The sequence below is a fragment of the Vibrio sp. 661 genome (genome assembly GCF_033339315.1).
In the GTDB taxonomy this organism is placed as follows: domain Bacteria; phylum Pseudomonadota; class Gammaproteobacteria; order Enterobacterales; family Vibrionaceae; genus Vibrio; species Vibrio alginolyticus.
In genome coordinates this window covers 104,668-121,496 of sequence record NZ_JAWOUJ010000012.1, presented here as the reverse complement: position 1 = coordinate 121,496, position 16,829 = coordinate 104,668, and the positions used below count along the sequence as shown (strand labels likewise).

Genomic DNA, 16,829 nt, shown 5'->3' with positions numbered 1-16,829 from the left:
TCCGAACACAATTTCTGTTTTTAATACAAAAAAAATACCGCCCATATAGGCGGCATTTGTGGAAAGATGATCAAGGATTGGCGTTAAGCTCGTTTGAACTCCGAAAAGTGGCTGCGCATGCCATCACGAACTTTGAGAGGCGTTTTGCGCAGCTTGGCGCGTGTCGCTGTGTCGTATAAGTATTGTTCCCATTCCCAATAGGACATATCACGTAGTCGGCCTACTGGCTCACCAACACTATTCATGAATATGTAGGTGTTCTTGGCTTGGCCGTTCGGGATTGAGTTGCCATTACCATCCAATATCTCAAAGACACCTCTCGCACCGACAAACGTCACGGTCAGACCATATTGCGCCGCTGTAGCATCAATCATTGCGCTAGTGAGGTAAACATTCTCGCCAAAGATTTTAGTACGGAGGATTTCACGACGATATTTCTTAATGTCTCGAACCCATTCAAAGATAACGCAGCGAGTATGTGGCGTTCGGATGTTGGTTTTTACTTTGATTAGACCAGCATCGAATAGCATTCTAATGACTCGATAGTTGATCTTCTCTCTTGGTGCAATTGTGTCGCCAGTAGCATCGTAGTCACAAATATGACCACCAGTAAGCCAACGATACGCTTGAGCGCTACCAAATTCCCCTGCGGGAGCATAGCTTAGCAACAACTTGTCATAGTAAAGGTAATCGCATAGGAAGTTACGGACTACCTTTGTTGCTTCTAACACGTCTAAATCAACTGGCTTTTGGCCAATGCTGTGGTATTCACTCGCTAACATGAGATAACTAAGCCCTTTTTATATACTTATGCGGCTAGTCTAGTTTTGTTATCAAATGTTGGCAATTGGAGATAGCTATTAATTTGACAAATGCACTCATCAAACCCCTTGGCCACAACCACGTAATATCCTAGATTTTGGAACATTTTTATCTTTTCCTGCTGTTCCTTACTTGGGCGACCTTCTTCCGTTTTCACCTCCAAAAAGAACCCGTGATACACCCCTCTCGGGATAGGAAAAAATATATCTGGCACACCTTTCTTTTGTCCCTCATAGCTCATCATCGAAGCCGCTTTAGGTGTTCGGTAGCCACCATTAGGGATTGAGAAAACCAGCGGGTAAATGTCCTTGTACTGCGTCTCTAACGTGTAGAACAAACGCACCTGTAACCAGTGTTCGGCCAGCTTCGTGTCGTTAAACTCTTTCGGGCGCTTAATCCCTTGTGCAAGGCGCGTTTTGTGTGGTGAATCCAGTTCCACTTTCTTCTGTGTCGCAGCGCGCGCAACGTCAATGTCTTTCTCAAGAATACGGATAAGCCAGGCTGGTAGCTCTGACTTGTCCACCAGCGCAGTATTTGGGACGTTTATCGATACCGGATTGATGATGTGATTAACAGAACGGTTAATCTCGTTAAGTGCTGCATCGATATTGAAGTCGCCGCCGTGGCCAGCTTTCACGCCTTTGCTTTTCCACTTCTTGCGCTTAGCAACTTGGTTTGCGAGAAAAGAGTGATCGAATCGTGGTGCTCTGGCCATAACTAGATAAGCCCTTGTACAACTAAAATCTCTTGCTCCTTACGGCGGTTGAAGTAGGCAAACACCTCGTCCTTGGTGAATTGCTTAGATACCACCTTGCGGCGGCCTCCTTGAGAGAAAACACGCTTAGCAATGTCCTCAGATAGCGTCCAACAAAGTGCAGTTTCGATTTCGGATTCGTCATTGATAGCGCGGTAGGCAGTGATCACCTTGGGTAGCTTGGCGAACGCCTTGCGCTCTGACGACTTCATAACCTTGTGCTTGTTGCGTCTCGGGCACGTAAACAGGGACGACCACACACCTTGATGTTGGTGCGAGCCTTGCGCTTTCCATAACGTTCCAAGCACGTCCCAATAGGTTGAGTCATCTTGGATAGCTGGCACACCAAGGAAGCTCTACAGTAAAAACATCGCTCATCGGGCAATTTCTCTACTACTCAAAAATTGGGATAAGGGAATAGGGTTAAAGTGTTTTATTCTTGGTTAGCAAAGCGCTCTAGGCGTTCTTCTAAGTCATCCAGCCAAACCAGTATTTCGCTACCTTTGTGAACGTAGTCGAGGTAGCTGTCTTGGATTAGTTCGGCCACATGACCCGAACACCCGTTTACTTCTGCCGCGATTGCACGGTTACTGAAATAAAAAGCACTTGGTGTGTCCGTAAAATCCGTTTCGCCTGTCGCCTCGCGCATTTCCATAAGCGCTTTAGTGGTCATTCGACGCAATGCAATCAGTAAGTCGTCTTGAGTTGCTAACGCTAAATTTTGCTTACTCACCGTTCAAGCCGCCACGTAACTCAGCATCTTGTAATGACGAAACTCGTTCTGGAACGGTATTTCATCGTCAAAATCCATTGGTGGCTCGCCGTATTGCTGTTGAGATTGATCCCAACCGCCTTGTTGTTGCTGGCCACCAGCTCGGCTATTGCCAAGCATTTGCATCACGCCATTAAAGCCTTGAACTACTACCTCTGTGCTGTAACGGTCTTGGCCTTGCTTGTCTTTCCATTTGCGAGTCTGCAATTGACCCTCGATGTAAACTTGTGACCCTTTGCGTAGGAACTCCCCCGCTACTTCGGCCAACTTGCCGAACAACACCACTCGATGCCACTCGTTTTTTTCTCGGTTCTCCCCTGTCGCTTTATCGCGCCAAGTTTCGGATGTAGCGATCGTGATATTCGCTACTGCGCCGCCATTTGGCAGGTATCGGATTTCGGGATCTGACCCCAAGTTACCAACCAGAATGACCTTGTTAATGCCTCTTGAAGCCATTCGTTATTCTCCGGTATCTCTCTTTACCGCTTCGTCTCTGTTAGAAATCGCATCACCAAAGAACAAATTGCCCACGTCTGTACTTGTGTAGACAGCTATCAGTTCTAGGTTTTGCACCCTTGGGTTCACTTCGCCATTCTCGATTTTTCGATAAGTGTCTGGTGATAACCCGATTAACCTGCTCATTTCGAGTATGGTTAAATCTGCATGCCGTCTCGCTCGCTTGATTCGCGCTGCACGTTGCTGTCTATACTCAAGCGATTGGATTCGAGCGGCCTGTTTAGTCTTTGCGTCTCGCATTTTCATAGAAGCTCTCCACTTCACTTGCTAGTCGTTCTTCCTCGGTTGTAGTCCCCTTAATCAATGCAACGCGATATTCATATAACCGATTCTTTGACCAATCGAGGCAGAGCTTTTGCCACTTGATAACGGCAACCGGATCGGAAAGGTCGTAACCAGTCCCAAAACAGCTACAGCACTCCCACTTGCTAAATAACGACTTGGTGTAACCTGTGCCATTGCAAGTCGGGCAGCGATCCGGTTTGTCGTCCAATGTCACATCGGCATCTTGTAACCGGTTCGCCAGAGCTTCGCGTTCGTCCGTAGGCTCTATGCCCTCGAATGTATCCAGGATTGATGGTGAGCTTTTGTCTCGCTCTCTTTGCCGTTGTTCCAGTTGAGATCGCTTAATTTCAGAAATTATTTCACCCATCAATAATTCCGAACAAGTAAATTTTTAATTCAGTATAAACCGGATTAAGAAACAATTCAAAAATCACCAATACAAAAACCGAAATGATGTATTTTTATATCAGAAACAGGAAAACGGAATAATATAATGAATCAGAAAGTATCAGAGAACAGCAGCAAAAAAGTTCACAACCAAATCCAAGAAGACGTTAAGGAGTACATGACCAACACCTCTAACAGCGTCTTAGGCTTCGCTTTGGCCAATGCAATTAAGAGCGGTCAGAACAACCTAAATGAATTGTGTAAAATGTGGAAAATCCCAGTAGACAAGCTACTTAGCAAGTTAAACACTTCTCTTTTCAAAGTGGATGATGATGAAGTCCACCTCGCATAGACGGATACGTTTAGCTATCGGGATAAGAGTAATGGAAAGCTTCGGGGAAACTAGAAGCTTTTTTTATCCAATATCTAATCCGAATACTCCAAAATTTAATGTATATATAAAGTTACAAATCATAGATAAATAATTTCCCATTCGGAATGACAGAAAACACAAAATAGCAACAAAAATAAACAATACCAACCAAACAAAACAATAATACTGTCGCGTTACAAATATAGATGAAGGATTGAAAAAGCATCAATCGCGAAAGCTAGTTTGAATTGGTTCATCAAGAAACCTCGTCCGTTAGGTTCCGTAATCATTAAATAACGGTATAGTAAAAAACAGATGCCTTACGTGACCATGACTCCAGATCGTTTAGCATCTTATCGACGTCAAATAGTTGAGTTTAATACTGCCAACACTTAGGCTAATTAGAAATTAGTGGGCAAAAACTAGCCAAAATGATAGGAAGCTTAACCACTTAAGTTGTACGGGGAAGCATTTTTGTTTTTAACAGGATAAGATGAGTTAACAGCAATATATTGAATGCGCTAACCCATCTGCTGGAAGCGGCAACTTTCTTTTGAGGTTAGCATCAAGCAGAAAGGGAAAATGAACATGAATTATTGGATAAAAATCTTGCTCATATCCCGATTCATGTAGAGAAATGAATATTTTTCAAAGCGTTTCTTTATGAAAGGGGAATTATCTGATCACAATGGGACATAAGGACTTGGGAGTTTTCATACGCCTTAACCTGAAAGAGATAACCAACTCGTTTGGGCGTTTGCAAAATTAGCAAAAAGTCTGGAATACTCGGCACTGCAAGACTTGGAACAAAACGTTCCCTAATAACCTTGATTGTGTGAAGAATATAAAAAAAGGCTGGATTCGAAGAACCCAACCTTTAATTAATTAGGAGGTAATTATGTAATCACCAACCAAGCTCGAAGCAGCTAGAAAGCTTCACTTCGTGTATGCGGGTAAACGATGGCGGCCACCATCAAAAACCCTTGTGCGTTGTCTTTCACCATGAGCCTTATCAGGGGAACAAATGGTAAATTTAATTGAACTGATTATAGCGATAATCAATCTCGTCGCCGTTATAGTGCAAGCACTATTCGGTTAACCAACGCTGCTGCTCTAGAAGTACATTGTTGCTTCTAGAGCACACTTACAACTATCCAATAATTAATATTTCCTGTCAATTCGTGTTTTTGTCAAGAACTCACACAAATGCGGCCGCTATTCGTTGTAGCATGCCGTTGTCTATAGCTAGGATCATTAACTCATCTAAACAACAAAAACTTGTTGTGTATGTGGGAAACTGTGTAAATCTTTGATTTTCCAGTTATCCACATACGCTATAAAGATCTATATTTAACTATATCAATCTATGGAAACTATAGAACTATAAGATCTATAGGAATCGTAACGTATTGATTTTAATGCGGTTTAACTCGCTTAAAGATCTTTTTTTAGGTCTTTAAGTAACAAGATCTAGGTTTAATTGATCATTTATTAGGTGTTTGTGATCTTCTTATAGGCTTTAGTGCTACATAATCTAGGTGAAAGTGATCATATATCAGGTGATTGGATAACAGGTTTTAGGTGTTTCTGTTCTTAAATGACATATTTTAGGTGTGTGAGATGGTTGTATAGGAGTCTTGTCCGGTTTTTTCTACTTTCGAGTCAATGATCACGTCGAATTCCCTCCCATATACCTAAAATGTGTCACATAGCTCATTTCAACCTAGAAAATGTCATCTATCGAGCCCATGACCTAAAACTTGTTAGCTATCAGTAATCGTGTGTATCGGTTAGTTCTGAAAGGGTATCTATCTTTTCCATTAACGACTCTAATTCATGCATTCCATCATCATGATTTTGTTGCTCTTTTTCTGAGTGTCGCTTTGACAAGCTAGCTTCAACTTTAAGAGCGTGGTCTTCTTTACCCACATAGCGGTACGCGATGGCAAGTGATTCTAGTTCAGACTCGGTGAGTCTGACTTGGTTTTGAAGCCTTTTCAATTCAAGTTGTCGAATTGTCTTAAGAGCATCGTGTTGATTTAGTTCATCAATTGAACCTAGTTTAACCCACCGGAAGAGAAACTTGATTCCAGTAATGGTTCTACCTTTCTTTACAACCTCAAAACCCTTATCACCTTGGCTGCTTTCTAAAAATAGAAGCTCTTTGCTAATCTGAGGGTGTTCAGAAAGTTCTTTAATGCTTTCCCTGATACAACGTTTCATAAATACGCTGTTGTTTTTGAAGGAACTTTTATCTTTTTTCAGCTTCCCTGATTCGTCCAAAAGCCCAAATATTCCTTTCAGTTCACTAAGCTTTTGCGCATGCATTTCAAAGCCCTTGTCTTTGAAGCGACTAAGCAGTTCGTACAAGCGCTTAGAATACTCCTTCTTTACCTCAAAGAAATTGCGAGTATTAATCAGAGCAAATCCTTGATTATATTCAATATACTCTGATTTGAGCATATCGTTAGGAACCATCGTAAGTATGCCGTGTTTATAAGCTATATGTTTAAAAAGAGGTCTATAGTCGAATTCAATATCACCTTTCGGGGTTTCCACCTTTATCCCGATTTTTCGACTAGCTAGGCGGTTCGCTACTGGACTTAAGTTGCTACCGATATGTTTAGACTCAACACCTAACCACTCTGATAATTGATGTGAAGTAAACTCATAGTGTGGTGTTTTCTGCTCCCAATCACTTGGTTTCATATGTGCAATCATCAACGCAAACATATCTGCTTCCCTAGCGGATAGATCTTGACGACTAAAGACCAGTTGATGGCCTTTTTTGATATGTTTCGGGAGGTTATCGCTTACCTCAGGGTAGAAATATTCTTCATCACTCATGCAAATGCACATCCATAAATAACAAGATTTAGGTAATTATGACACATTTTAGGTCACGCATGTATAGAAATACTCACATCAAGCAGTGATTACAGATACCTGACTTGTACTCGCCCGACTGCGTCACGATAGTATTCAACTAAGCCTTGAGACTCTTTCTCGGAAATGGTGTTCATGTACTCTGCTAACATGGTGGCTGTATCACGAACCTTGTTCACGCTAGCTTTCACGGCGCTTGCAGCCTTGTTGTGCCAGCTAGCAATCACAAACTTAAGGTATGACAAGAACTTAGGCGCTAAAGGCTGTTGGTGCTTGTTGTACAGCTTGATAACACGACGAGCTCCACTAGCTGATAGGCGGCCTTGCTTAGCTGCTAGTTGAAGTTGTTTTACTTCGTCAGCGTCACGTTTGAAGATCTTAAAAAACCAAGAATCAGACGGGATACCGTTATTAATTTTATTTTTACTCTCTGTAGAGAGATCTTTTGTATTTATAGTGCCATTTTTGTTTTTGTCTGATTGCTCGCAAGCCTTGTCAGCACTGGCCTCAAGAGTTTTTTCCACAGAAGCCCCCCCTGAGTGCCGTTTTTGTCTATTAAAACGCTTTTGTGCAGCTTGTAGCGCGTATTTGTATGCGCCAGCGAACATTTCTTGGATGGCGTCTACGCATAGAGTGATGTGACGTAGATTCTGACCTGTTGCATTGTTTGGCTTCTGTTCTCGGACAATTAAGTTCAAGTCTTCTGCTGTTTTCAGTTGTTTTTTGAGAGTGTCAAAAGTGGTTGGACGACAACCATAGCGATCGCAGTTCTCGTTGTAGACCTGTACCAATCGAGTAGTTGATGCAAAGCAGGTATGGCCATGCTTAAGAATATGGCTTGAGATAGTTTCTAGTAGGCAAGCAAGTTTACGTTGTGCCGACGGTTTATTGGCTTTGATATTGGAGGCTTGGGTTCTGAATCCTGACTTCCAGTAGCAAGGATGCAGTAAAAGCGGTGTGTTTTGCATAAAATTTGCTCAAAAAAAAGGCGTAAAAATTTGCCACCGATCTCTTTGAACGTTATACTTACACCTGCTTTGGTGTGGTGTAATTTGTGTTAACATTCGCTGAGATTGATGCTCAATCTAAACTGTTAAACTAATTACTAACCATTTGAGGCATTAGTCGCCAACTAAATGTCTCGCCTGATTAGGCTTCGGTCTAATTCATTACGGCATAATGACTTTCCTTAAGTTCGTTTGTCGTGACGCTTTAAGTTAGCCGCTTAAAGCTCGATTTCAGTAAGAAAGCCCGCTCGCCAAAGCGGGCTTTTTTATTTTCTGTTGCCCGAAATCGAATCACTTTCTCTCTATCACGGTATCGCCATGATCTAATTACAGAAAAACTCCCCTATTATTGATCGTAAATGGTTGATCAAACAAGTCTCTGTATCAAAGAGATTCCGAACAAGGTGCGTTACCATCTGGCGCTAGAGTTTACCAAAAATTTTATCTATTTAAACTCCTTTTGGACGTGTTAATATTCCGAACACATCGAATTTTGTGGATAACTCTGTGATGAAATTTACTCCTCCACCAAGTGCTGAACAGCAATTAGAAACTCAAGTTAACCAATTAAAACAACAATTTAAGCGCCGACAGTTCCCGAAAAAGAACGCCCCAGCGCTACCGTTGGATTTGTTAGTAACAATCTCAGGTTGCACCTTTGGTTTGCATAGCCAAAAAGACGGTAGACTCGTTCTAAAGGCCGATAAGGCGATTAACTTTGATAAGGGTGTCAATGTGTTGCGCTCAGTGTCGTATATTACTGGCGCGCGAGATAGCGTATCTATCGCTGGTTGGGACTGGCGACCAACGCACTTCAAGAAAGATAAACTCTATTTTCGTCCTGTCGCGCCTAGTGATTTATAAAATTCCGAATTGGCCACCAGTATTTTCGATTTTATTGAGTGTTTTTTGTACTTAATTACTAATCGCTGGTGGCGCTTTTTAATTGATCAACTTATTGGAATTTTCGTGCCGAAGATCCGAAGTTGACGAACTGCTGTTTAATTTGAGGCGCAACACTCACTTTTTGCTCTACTGGAACGTAGCTATTTGTCGGTAAAGTCGCCATTTTTCGGGAACCTAGCGACTCAAACATAGCTCGCACCACTTGATGATCTTCCTTGCTGGCCATGTTGGCGATCGCTTTGCGCTGCGCATCGGTCACATAGATAGGTAAAGAGTCCACAACATCAAGCAGCATCGAGGTTGCCTTAGCGTTTTGCTCTACCTTTTCACGCAACTCTGCGTTCACGCTTTCTAGGTACATAAGCTGGTTAGTAAGATCACCGACAAGCTCAACATTAGTCTGTTGAGTCATGTTCGCGTAGATATTACGCGCGGATTCCTCATCAAAACCTTGTTCCTGTAGCGATTCGAGGATCATTTGCTCGCTGTTCGCACTTTCCATCATCATGGCCGGATGGTCTAGGCTGATATAGTTCGGCTGCAATACGTAGTCCATACCGTGATATGAAGTCGTGATCGATGCCTCGCGTGTATCTTGGCCACCAGTCGCCCAGCTCCAACCACCAGCACGGCTATTGTGCAAACCTAAAGCAATACGGCCTGTGTCGGTATCTAAAAACTCTTGAGTGTGTTCAACAATACCGTCATCTGAACAGGTGATAGAGATTGTGCGGTTAGATGGCACGTTTTCTACCACAACCGGACGACCATTAATCATGATCACCTCAGTCTCACCGATTGAGAGCTTATTCGCTCGCTGGCGGGATTGATGGCCATAGTAACCATACGCTTCACCGAGTCGTAATAGCTCTTGAGTTCGTGGGCTGTTGAGCATCGCTTGAACGGCTTTGATGATGTAATTGCGCTTGTTGGCGCTAAGCTTGCGACCGTCATTGAATAGGCTGAAACGGTCGGATACTTGTTTAAGTGCTTTTGCTGTCACTTTCTTTTCTCCATTAATGGCTTTGGATTTCGGTTAGTAGGTCGAGAACTACGTCTCTAACGAATCGTTCCGCTTCGCTTTGGTCAGTCATGCCAATGGATTCCATCATTTTGTCGTTTTTAGAGACTTGAGCGGCCAGCTCGGAAATGACTTCCTTGGCCAGCTCGGAATCGAGGCCAATAACAGACGTGTAAAGGTGATTTTTGAGTTTTTCGGATTTGCCGATTGGGGATTGCTCGATAAGGTCAAGCACGGTGGCCAGCATGGTTGCGTAGTTCGCTTGAGATTCCATTGCATCGGCTTTCTCTTGCTCAATAGCGGTATTGAGAGAGTTAAAGCGGATCTCGAATGGCATATCGTTATCGTTCCACACCTTGCCGTCTCGGTAGATGGTGTGAATATCGATAGCGCGCTTAACGAACGCCACCACGGCTGCGCGGATTTGGTTGGCGCGTAGTGCAGATTGAATCGATGTGCGGAAGAAGCCGCCCTCGCCTAGTCCACCAGAAAGAAGATCACCAAACCCAAGCATGGATGGGTCTACGCCAAGCGTTCCGGCTAAGCGTTTAAGGTGAAACATAATGTCTTCGATGTGGGAGATATTCGGGTCAGTGGTAAAGGTATCGATCTGCAAGCCACCTTTAGCGCCGCCCATAAAGGGCAATAGCGTGTTGATGACGGTTGGAATGAAACCTAGCTTGCGGGAACGGTCTACCACCTCTTGACGGTCTTGCTTCATCTGGTCAGCGACCATGTTGATGTATTCCGCAGCTCCGGCCGCATCTAAGCCGTCAGTGTTTACCGCTACCATGCGATCGATAAGTGAAGCATTCACACGACTTGCGCCGAGCGCTGCAATGGACTGGCGAAGCATCGACCAAGCCTCAAAACAGGTAAGAAGAATGGATGTGCCGTAGTTCTGCGTCTCGATTGGCATGCGTGAATACGCATCGTCATAAAGTGAGTAGCGCTGGCCAGTGTAGTTAACTGGCGGTATATCCATATCTGGCCGCCAGATTGGCATTTTTAGTGGGATAAGCGCCCAAGGTTCGGCAAGGCGTACCAGTTCGCCGTTCGCTCGGGTTTGTAGATATTCCGCAGTAAATCCCGCTAGCTCGCCCGAACGTTCGTACTCACGAATTTGGTTTGGCAACGTGTAGTAGTTGGCCTCAAAGTGAGTAATACCCACGCCCTCTTTCGTGTATGGGCGAACATAGTTAACCCCATAAACCAGCGTTGAATACGTCCAGTTCATTAGGTTTTCGTTGATTGGAGTTAGCAGCTCTCGGTTAAGACGGCCTACGTACTCGGCGTACTTCTCATCGGTTGGATGAAGATACACAGCCATGCCATTGTCGTTTGATACCGAAAGAGCGTGACCAAGGTGCAGATTGAGCGCGGCATCAATCGTGCTGTCCTCGGCCATTTCCTTGAGTATCGGATATAGCATGAAGCGATCTTTCGGCAGCTTGTGCAGAAAAAAGCGGTCTGAGCTTTTTCGACCGTCATTGGTCAGAGCGCCGTTGCTTTCATCTAATTGGTGTTCGCGATCGTGGAATGGCGATCCCGTGTATCCAGCGCCAGATTCAAAACTTATCCCACTCTCTTTATCGTCATTCTCGTTAAAGAAAGGGAACGCTTGTTTTAAAGCTGCCGCTAGCCCAATTGATGCCTTATTTTGCGACATGTGCGACCTCGGTAATTTGAGGCGCTTTTTACAGGGATGGGGATGATCTTGGATGATAGCGCATCGCGTCAATGTGACCAATACGCTAATAAATCATTGATTTTCTATGCGTTAATTTTTTTTAGTCAAAGTTCAATTGCTTGCCTTTGAATCTTGGTTACTCACCAAAAACACTAATTTTTATTCTTGATGATAATGGCCGTGTTCGGAATAATTCTTTTGTCCCTAAAAATCTACTTCCTTAGATATTTTAGATTATTCATTAACTTAAATTGATATTGATAGTGGCGTTTTTTTGGGATGGGGAATAGGAAAGGAAAAAGTCGGGCGAAAGCTCGACTTTTTTTTTGGCTTTTATCCAAAGAATAAAAGGCACGTTCAATGAACACTGATTTAACCCGCAGTATTGAACAGGCGACAACAATCGATGAACTGGTACGCCAGTTTGAAGCCTTGCTCGCTGTCGATATTAGCGACACTCCAAAAGGCCACCAGCGCCTTAAGGCTAACCAACTAGCCAAAGATATTCTCGCCAAGTACAACGGCGACTACTCCAACGTTTCACCCGAAGATAAAGCAGCTCTGCGCGACTACACAGGTTTTGGCGGCATCGGTGGAAGAAGATCGCCTACGTGCAGAGGGCGAGAAGCGCGGCAGTTGGCAGCACAAAAACTACCAACGCACCAAAGGCAGACTGTTTGCCCTAGAAAGCCAAATCAAAACCTTTGAAGCAGCGATCAAAAACCGCGACAAAGCGAGCGATACCATCAAGAAATTGAAACCAGCAATGACGGTGTGTTAAAGGATTACCCTGACTTCCTAACTCATCCAGAGTTGTACATTGTTCGCAATGGCGTGATTGTGCGTAATGGCTACACCTACAAAGCCGAAGTTAAGAGCCGTTCTTGGAGCGCCGAGTACGATTCAAAAGCAACAATCATGATCACCAACTTCGACCGTAAATCTGGCACGGTGGACGGATTCATTACTGAAATGGACGGCGAACCAGCGTCACGCAACTATGTCGATCTACCTGTTGAGCGCATCATTGAAATTGCGCCAGTGAATCAGGATAGAGCAGCGCTAGAAGCAAAAGCGCTCCAAAGGTGTACCACTAAGTGAAGTCGCTCATACGTTTGACCGTGAGATGTTCTTTGAACTGGTCGCAGAAAAGAAAATGAAAGCCTACGGTAACAGCCGCCGTTGTTTGGTGCGAAATGCTGACGGCTCATTCTCTACGCCGTGGGATTGGATGTTGAACCAGACCAAAAGCTGATTTATCCAGATACGAGCCATAAAGCGATCGTGAAAGCCCTACTCGACCAAGTAACCAAGCAATTGGAAGATAAAGGTCGCGTGATGTTGGAACACGACATTCTAAGTTTCTTTATCGGTAGCGATTGGGACAAACAGGCGATGGAAAACGGCAACCAAGTGAGCGAACAGGCAGTTGTTGAACTGGTGACACTTGAGATCAAAGCATTCGAGGAAAAACACCCTGAGCTTTATCAAGAAGCGCTACTGAAAGCAGAGACGACTTACAAAACGTCTATCACTTTCCTTAAAGAGCTAGATAACCATCTAAGCAATTTGAAATGGACAGGTTACACCAACGCACACGAAGCGCGCCGCCTATCGGCTCGTGAGTTCACTCGTTACACCGATATTCTGACCGAACGCTCTAGCGAATACCGCACAGAGCTGGAAGATAAGCTCTTCGCTGACTTCACTAAGCTGGTGGCTAACGACCCTGACCGTGCGAAACGTCTATCACAGATCGCGTACTGGATGACGCAATACAAACCAACGACCGATACTCACCTACTGAAAAAGGTCGATGCGATTTACGGCGAAAACTCACAAGAAACCATGCTTAAGGTATGTGCCGACCTACACGCTATTGGCGAACGTGAGTTCCTATCCGGTGATGGCCTAATCTTCTCGGATGACTGGTCATTGAATCGCATGAAAGGTGCGTATGGTTCGCTATTCACTTACCGCAGCGCACAGCGTGAGGAATTTATCGAGAAGTACCTAAATGCGAATAAGCCGGAAAAGGCCGAGGTTAAAGTGACCGAAACGCAGAGAGTGAAAATCGATAATATCTCTGCCATTAACGTAGAGAGCATCGAGAAGTTTAGCGAACTAATGTCAGGCATTGGCATCGACGTTAAAATGGTGACTTCACCAATTAGCTGGAAGCCTAAGCGCGGTCGCAACCGAAAAGAGATTGTTGTAGAGCCATACGAGCGCATTGGTTTGATGGACAACAATGGCCTTAAAGGTTCGCTTAAAGTGATGTTCGCTGGTGACAAGGAAGCTAAGGCCGAGTACGGCGCTGACTTCGCATCAAACGCAAGCAGTGAATTTAATGGCGGCTGGTGGTTTATCTCTGCGAAAGCGGATTTGGAATTGCTAGCGAAATCGCTATTAACCATTCACAACACAATGGCCGAAGCTGCCTAACTCAAATTTTCGCATGCGAAAACTTTTTGGAGACAACAATGATTACCCAAATGAAATTGCCTACCGTTGAAGATCTACAGCCCTTACTCGATGAGGCGCTAGAAACAGCGCAAAGCAAAGAAGCATTTATCCAAGCTCAAGTAGATGGCATTTACAAAACACTTAAAGCCAATCCGCTCATGTACCGTCACTATGGCGCTTATTGTTGACATCCTCCCCTAGCTGATTCGCTAAGGGATTCCCATTACATGGGCGCACGCTAAATTGCTTTAGGTGCAAGTTCCTGATTCATCAAGCGGCTAACGCCGACTCTCCACAGGCTAACAAGCGGTGTCCCCGCTCTAAAATATTTAATGCGCCAACAATATCTGCATTGTTGGTGTAACCACACTTAATACACTCAAAATGAGATTGAGTTTTACGGTTATCTTTCGATGCATGACTGCAACAAGGGCAGGTTTGGCTTGTGTATTGCGCTGGCACAGCGACAACTAAACCACCATTCCATAATTGCTTGTACTCTAGTTGTCTTCTGAACTCATACCAACCCTGATCAAGTATTGATTTGTTCAGCCCTGACTTAGCTTTCACGTTTTTACCGTGCTTTTCTGCATTGCCTTTTGCTGACTTAGACATGTTTGATACACGTAAGTCCTCAATCACTATCATCGCGTGGTTCTTGCTGATTTGATGTGAGGCTTTATGTAAGTAGTCCTTGCGACAATTCGCAATGAGAGTGTGTAGCTTTTGAATTTTGGCTTTCTGTTTCTGCCAGTTAGCAGAAAACTTAACCTTTCTTGATAGCTTGCGCTGTTCGACAGCTAAGCGCTTTTCATGCTTACGGAATGCGTTAAGCGGTTTTAGATATGAGCCGTCTGACAATGTGACTAACTTGGCAACACCCATATCAATACCAACGGCAGAGCTAGAGGTATGCTTAGGTTCATCAATTTCTTGCTCAACTTGGAACGAGATATACCAGTGACCAGACTTAAAACTAACAGTACAGTTCTTAATGTTGCCTTGTACTTCTTGTGATTTGCGAAACTTCAGCCAGCCAAGCTTGCTCGGTAGCTTTACACGCTTACCATCTAGTTCGCAGTATTTGTTGAAGTTAACAAAGCGCACTGAATCTTGGTTTTTGCCTTTATTTTTAAATCTAGGCTTATCAGCAGCTAATGACTTGTCGAAGCATCGCATCCAAGCCGTATGAAGGTCTTTGAGCTTTTGCTGTAGATTGTCAGTGTATGCCTCTTTGAGCCAAGCAAGATCGTCTTCTTTCTTCCATTGCGTGAGTTGCTTACACAGTTCAGCGTAGTTCGGGATCTTCTCGCCAGAGTCCAACTTGTTTAAGCAGTGGCGCAAGCCTTGATTCCACACAAATCGAGCATGACCGCAAAGCACAGCAAGTCTAGCCGCTTGGGTAGCGGTAGGCTCTAACCGAAATTTGTATGCTTTGCGTATTAACATGACAATCAGTGTGAATCTTGATAATGTATTTATATTATCAACTTACATACAAAAGACAATATCAGTGTGCGATAATTTTAATAAGGGCAGGCATAGTTGTTATTCACTGCATTTACATATCGTTTTCGTGACAAAATACAGAAAGAAAGTGTTTGGAGATTTGCATCTACAAAGTCTTGAGGCGACTTTCAGGGAGCTTTGTTTGGGCTTTGATGCGGAGCTAAAGGAATTTAACGGAGAGCCTGACCATGTTCATTTGCTAATATCAACATCTCCGAATACACCTAGCGTTGCAAAATTGGTGAACTCGTTAAAAGCAACCAGTTCACGCAGGATTCGCAGGGAATTTAATGATGTAGCAGGAGCGTTTGGTAAGAATGTGCTTTGGAGTCGGTCTTACTTTGCTGGAACATGTGGAGGTGCGCCACTAACTGTTATTCGTCAGTACATCGAGCAACAGGATAGACCGCATTAAGGCGCTATCGCACCTTTGGCTATTCCCCTCCCTGCTCTTTCGCAGGGAGCACCCTAGCCATTAAAGGTGGGCGGTTAAATCGCTCATGGCCAAGCATGGTTATGACCTGGCAGCGATTCAGAAGTGATCACAGAGCAACACTTCAATTTCGAAGACCCTGCGATTTTGTTGTGTGCTGCGTGGGCGTACCAGCAAGAGCAAGTTGATAAAGGCTACTGGCAAGCAAACCTACATACCTACTACGTCGATGATGAAGAATTTGAATATTCTATCGAGGACGTAAATCTCGAAGCGTGGAGTGTTAACAGCAAATCGATGCATTAAGTTTTCGCATGCGAAAACTTTTGAGATAGAAAAAATAAACCCCGCCACTGAACAAATGGCGGGGATTGCACGTTGAACAGATAAGCTTTGATGCAATCAATCCTACCCCTAATAGTTTTGTTGCCGCCTATCTGTAATTTAATTTATGTGAAATAGTTTTCATATTCAACAGGTTTTTCAATATTTTTTTATTAAAAACAATGAATTATGCAACTAGGTGCTTTTCCTTCTTATGCCTGTTGACGCTGCTCTTTGTAACCCAGTTAAGTAATAGAATTGTCAAAAAGTTTTCGCATGCGAAAACACATGGAATCAATCTCACAATTTATCTGATGTTCTCGCATGCGAAAACTTGTGCAATCAGTTCTGTTTGTTACTTTTTTTCTTGTACTGTTGCTACTGGCAACGTATAGTGTGTGCCTGTTGCCAGTGACAACAATCGAGAGGCATTGATATGGCATCCAAGGAACGATGCGAAAGATTAAATCAATTAGTCCAAAAGGCAGGAAGTACCAGAAAAGCCAAGCAGCTCATTGATGGCGTTAAGGGTGTAAGCCCTTGCCACACTGCTATTTACAAAGCAATGCACGGCGGCGGTACAACTGATTACGTAGTTCAGTGCTATATCGAGGATCTTGAGGTAGCACTGAGCAAACCAAAACAGCAAACAAATTCCACCAGCAAAGGAAATTAATT

21 protein-coding genes are annotated in these 16,829 nt (G+C 43.8%); 9 read left to right on the top strand and 12 right to left on the bottom strand.

What is annotated here, in order from left to right:
- Nucleotides 1-83 precede the first annotated feature (83 nt).
- The 7 genes from R7P69_RS18425 to R7P69_RS18395 form a co-directional block, all read right to left on the bottom strand.
- Nucleotides 84-782: a hypothetical protein gene (locus R7P69_RS18425; RefSeq protein WP_017634077.1), complete on the bottom strand. Its 699-nt coding sequence runs from the start codon at nt 780-782 to the stop codon at nt 84-86.
- A gap of 26 nt (nt 783-808) precedes the next feature.
- On the bottom strand, nt 809-1,537 hold the full coding sequence (locus R7P69_RS18420) for a VRR-NUC domain-containing protein (protein WP_054579109.1): 729 nt from the start codon (nt 1,535-1,537) through the stop codon (nt 809-811).
- A 2-nt stretch (nt 1,538-1,539) separates the two neighbouring features.
- Nucleotides 1,540-1,920 (bottom strand): hypothetical protein, encoded by a 381-nt coding sequence (locus R7P69_RS18415; RefSeq protein ID WP_017634075.1) that lies wholly within the window; start codon nt 1,918-1,920, stop codon nt 1,540-1,542.
- Between the two features lie 89 nt (nt 1,921-2,009).
- Entirely contained in the window at nt 2,010-2,309 is a 300-nt protein-coding gene (locus tag R7P69_RS18410) for a hypothetical protein (RefSeq protein ID WP_054579110.1), read from the bottom strand.
- A gap of 3 nt (nt 2,310-2,312) precedes the next feature.
- Nucleotides 2,313-2,804, bottom strand: a complete 492-nt coding sequence (ssb, locus tag R7P69_RS18405; RefSeq protein WP_170894063.1) for a single-stranded DNA-binding protein — start codon at nt 2,802-2,804, stop codon at nt 2,313-2,315.
- Nucleotides 2,805-2,807: 3 nt separating this feature from the next.
- Nucleotides 2,808-3,110 (bottom strand): helix-turn-helix domain-containing protein, encoded by a 303-nt coding sequence (locus R7P69_RS18400; RefSeq protein ID WP_213916129.1) that lies wholly within the window; start codon nt 3,108-3,110, stop codon nt 2,808-2,810.
- A complete protein-coding gene (locus R7P69_RS18395; protein ID WP_017634071.1) occupies nt 3,085-3,516 on the bottom strand; it encodes a hypothetical protein in 432 nt (143 codons plus the stop codon). Before R7P69_RS18395 ends, R7P69_RS18400 begins: the two co-directional genes overlap by 26 nt.
- A gap of 126 nt (nt 3,517-3,642) precedes the next feature.
- Between R7P69_RS18395 and R7P69_RS18390 the strand changes: the two genes are divergently transcribed.
- A complete protein-coding gene (locus R7P69_RS18390; RefSeq protein ID WP_054579112.1) occupies nt 3,643-3,888 on the top strand; it encodes a hypothetical protein in 246 nt (81 codons plus the stop codon).
- Nucleotides 3,889-5,679: 1,791 nt separating this feature from the next.
- Here R7P69_RS18390 and R7P69_RS18385 read toward each other — a convergent pair.
- Both R7P69_RS18385 and R7P69_RS18380 read right to left on the bottom strand, forming a co-directional pair.
- Nucleotides 5,680-6,756 carry a replication initiation protein gene (locus R7P69_RS18385; protein ID WP_225466625.1) on the bottom strand — a complete coding sequence of 359 codons (1,077 nt, stop codon included), beginning with the start codon at nt 6,754-6,756 and terminating at the stop codon, nt 5,680-5,682.
- 89 nt (nt 6,757-6,845) lie between these two features.
- Nucleotides 6,846-7,763 (bottom strand): hypothetical protein, encoded by a 918-nt coding sequence (locus R7P69_RS18380; RefSeq protein WP_225466626.1) that lies wholly within the window; start codon nt 7,761-7,763, stop codon nt 6,846-6,848.
- Nucleotides 7,764-8,309: 546 nt separating this feature from the next.
- Between R7P69_RS18380 and R7P69_RS18375 the strand changes: the two genes are divergently transcribed.
- On the top strand, nt 8,310-8,666 hold the full coding sequence (locus R7P69_RS18375) for a hypothetical protein (RefSeq protein WP_155486349.1): 357 nt from the start codon (nt 8,310-8,312) through the stop codon (nt 8,664-8,666).
- Between the two features lie 91 nt (nt 8,667-8,757).
- On the opposite strand, the gene R7P69_RS18370 is transcribed toward R7P69_RS18375, so the two are convergent.
- Together R7P69_RS18370 and R7P69_RS18365 are read right to left on the bottom strand one after the other, a co-directional pair.
- Nucleotides 8,758-9,711, bottom strand: coding sequence for a hypothetical protein (locus R7P69_RS18370; protein WP_017634066.1), 954 nt, complete (start codon nt 9,709-9,711; stop codon nt 8,758-8,760).
- Nucleotides 9,712-9,724: 13 nt separating this feature from the next.
- On the bottom strand, nt 9,725-11,398 hold the full coding sequence (locus tag R7P69_RS18365; RefSeq protein ID WP_054579114.1) for a portal protein: 1,674 nt from the start codon (nt 11,396-11,398) through the stop codon (nt 9,725-9,727).
- 381 nt (nt 11,399-11,779) lie between these two features.
- Between R7P69_RS18365 and R7P69_RS18360 the strand changes: the two genes are divergently transcribed.
- The 4 genes from R7P69_RS18360 to R7P69_RS18345 all read left to right on the top strand — a co-directional run bounded on the left by R7P69_RS18360 (nt 11,780) and on the right by R7P69_RS18345 (nt 14,073).
- Nucleotides 11,780-12,127 (top strand): hypothetical protein, encoded by a 348-nt coding sequence (locus R7P69_RS18360; protein ID WP_225466627.1) that lies wholly within the window; start codon nt 11,780-11,782, stop codon nt 12,125-12,127.
- A 66-nt stretch (nt 12,128-12,193) separates the two neighbouring features.
- Nucleotides 12,194-12,520 (top strand): hypothetical protein, encoded by a 327-nt coding sequence (locus R7P69_RS18355; RefSeq protein WP_053307336.1) that lies wholly within the window; start codon nt 12,194-12,196, stop codon nt 12,518-12,520.
- A gap of 126 nt (nt 12,521-12,646) precedes the next feature.
- Nucleotides 12,647-13,864, top strand: a complete 1,218-nt coding sequence (locus R7P69_RS18350; RefSeq protein ID WP_158157518.1) for a hypothetical protein — start codon at nt 12,647-12,649, stop codon at nt 13,862-13,864.
- 38 nt (nt 13,865-13,902) lie between these two features.
- Nucleotides 13,903-14,073 (top strand): hypothetical protein, encoded by a 171-nt coding sequence (locus R7P69_RS18345; RefSeq protein ID WP_155484615.1) that lies wholly within the window; start codon nt 13,903-13,905, stop codon nt 14,071-14,073.
- 82 nt (nt 14,074-14,155) lie between these two features.
- Here the strand turns inward: R7P69_RS18345 and R7P69_RS18340 are convergent, their stop codons facing one another.
- Entirely contained in the window at nt 14,156-15,334 is a 1,179-nt protein-coding gene (locus R7P69_RS18340; protein WP_033905390.1) for an RNA-guided endonuclease InsQ/TnpB family protein, read from the bottom strand.
- Between R7P69_RS18340 and tnpA the strand changes: the two genes are divergently transcribed.
- From tnpA to R7P69_RS18325, 3 genes are all read left to right on the top strand, one after another.
- A complete protein-coding gene (tnpA, locus tag R7P69_RS18335; RefSeq protein ID WP_371131119.1) occupies nt 15,333-15,809 on the top strand; it encodes an IS200/IS605 family transposase in 477 nt (158 codons plus the stop codon). The genes R7P69_RS18340 and tnpA overlap by 2 nt on opposite strands.
- A gap of 123 nt (nt 15,810-15,932) precedes the next feature.
- Nucleotides 15,933-16,133, top strand: a complete 201-nt coding sequence (locus R7P69_RS18330; protein WP_053307338.1) for a hypothetical protein — start codon at nt 15,933-15,935, stop codon at nt 16,131-16,133.
- A gap of 454 nt (nt 16,134-16,587) precedes the next feature.
- Nucleotides 16,588-16,827, top strand: coding sequence for a hypothetical protein (locus tag R7P69_RS18325; protein ID WP_017634062.1), 240 nt, complete (start codon nt 16,588-16,590; stop codon nt 16,825-16,827).
- Nucleotides 16,828-16,829: the final 2 nt, after the last annotated feature.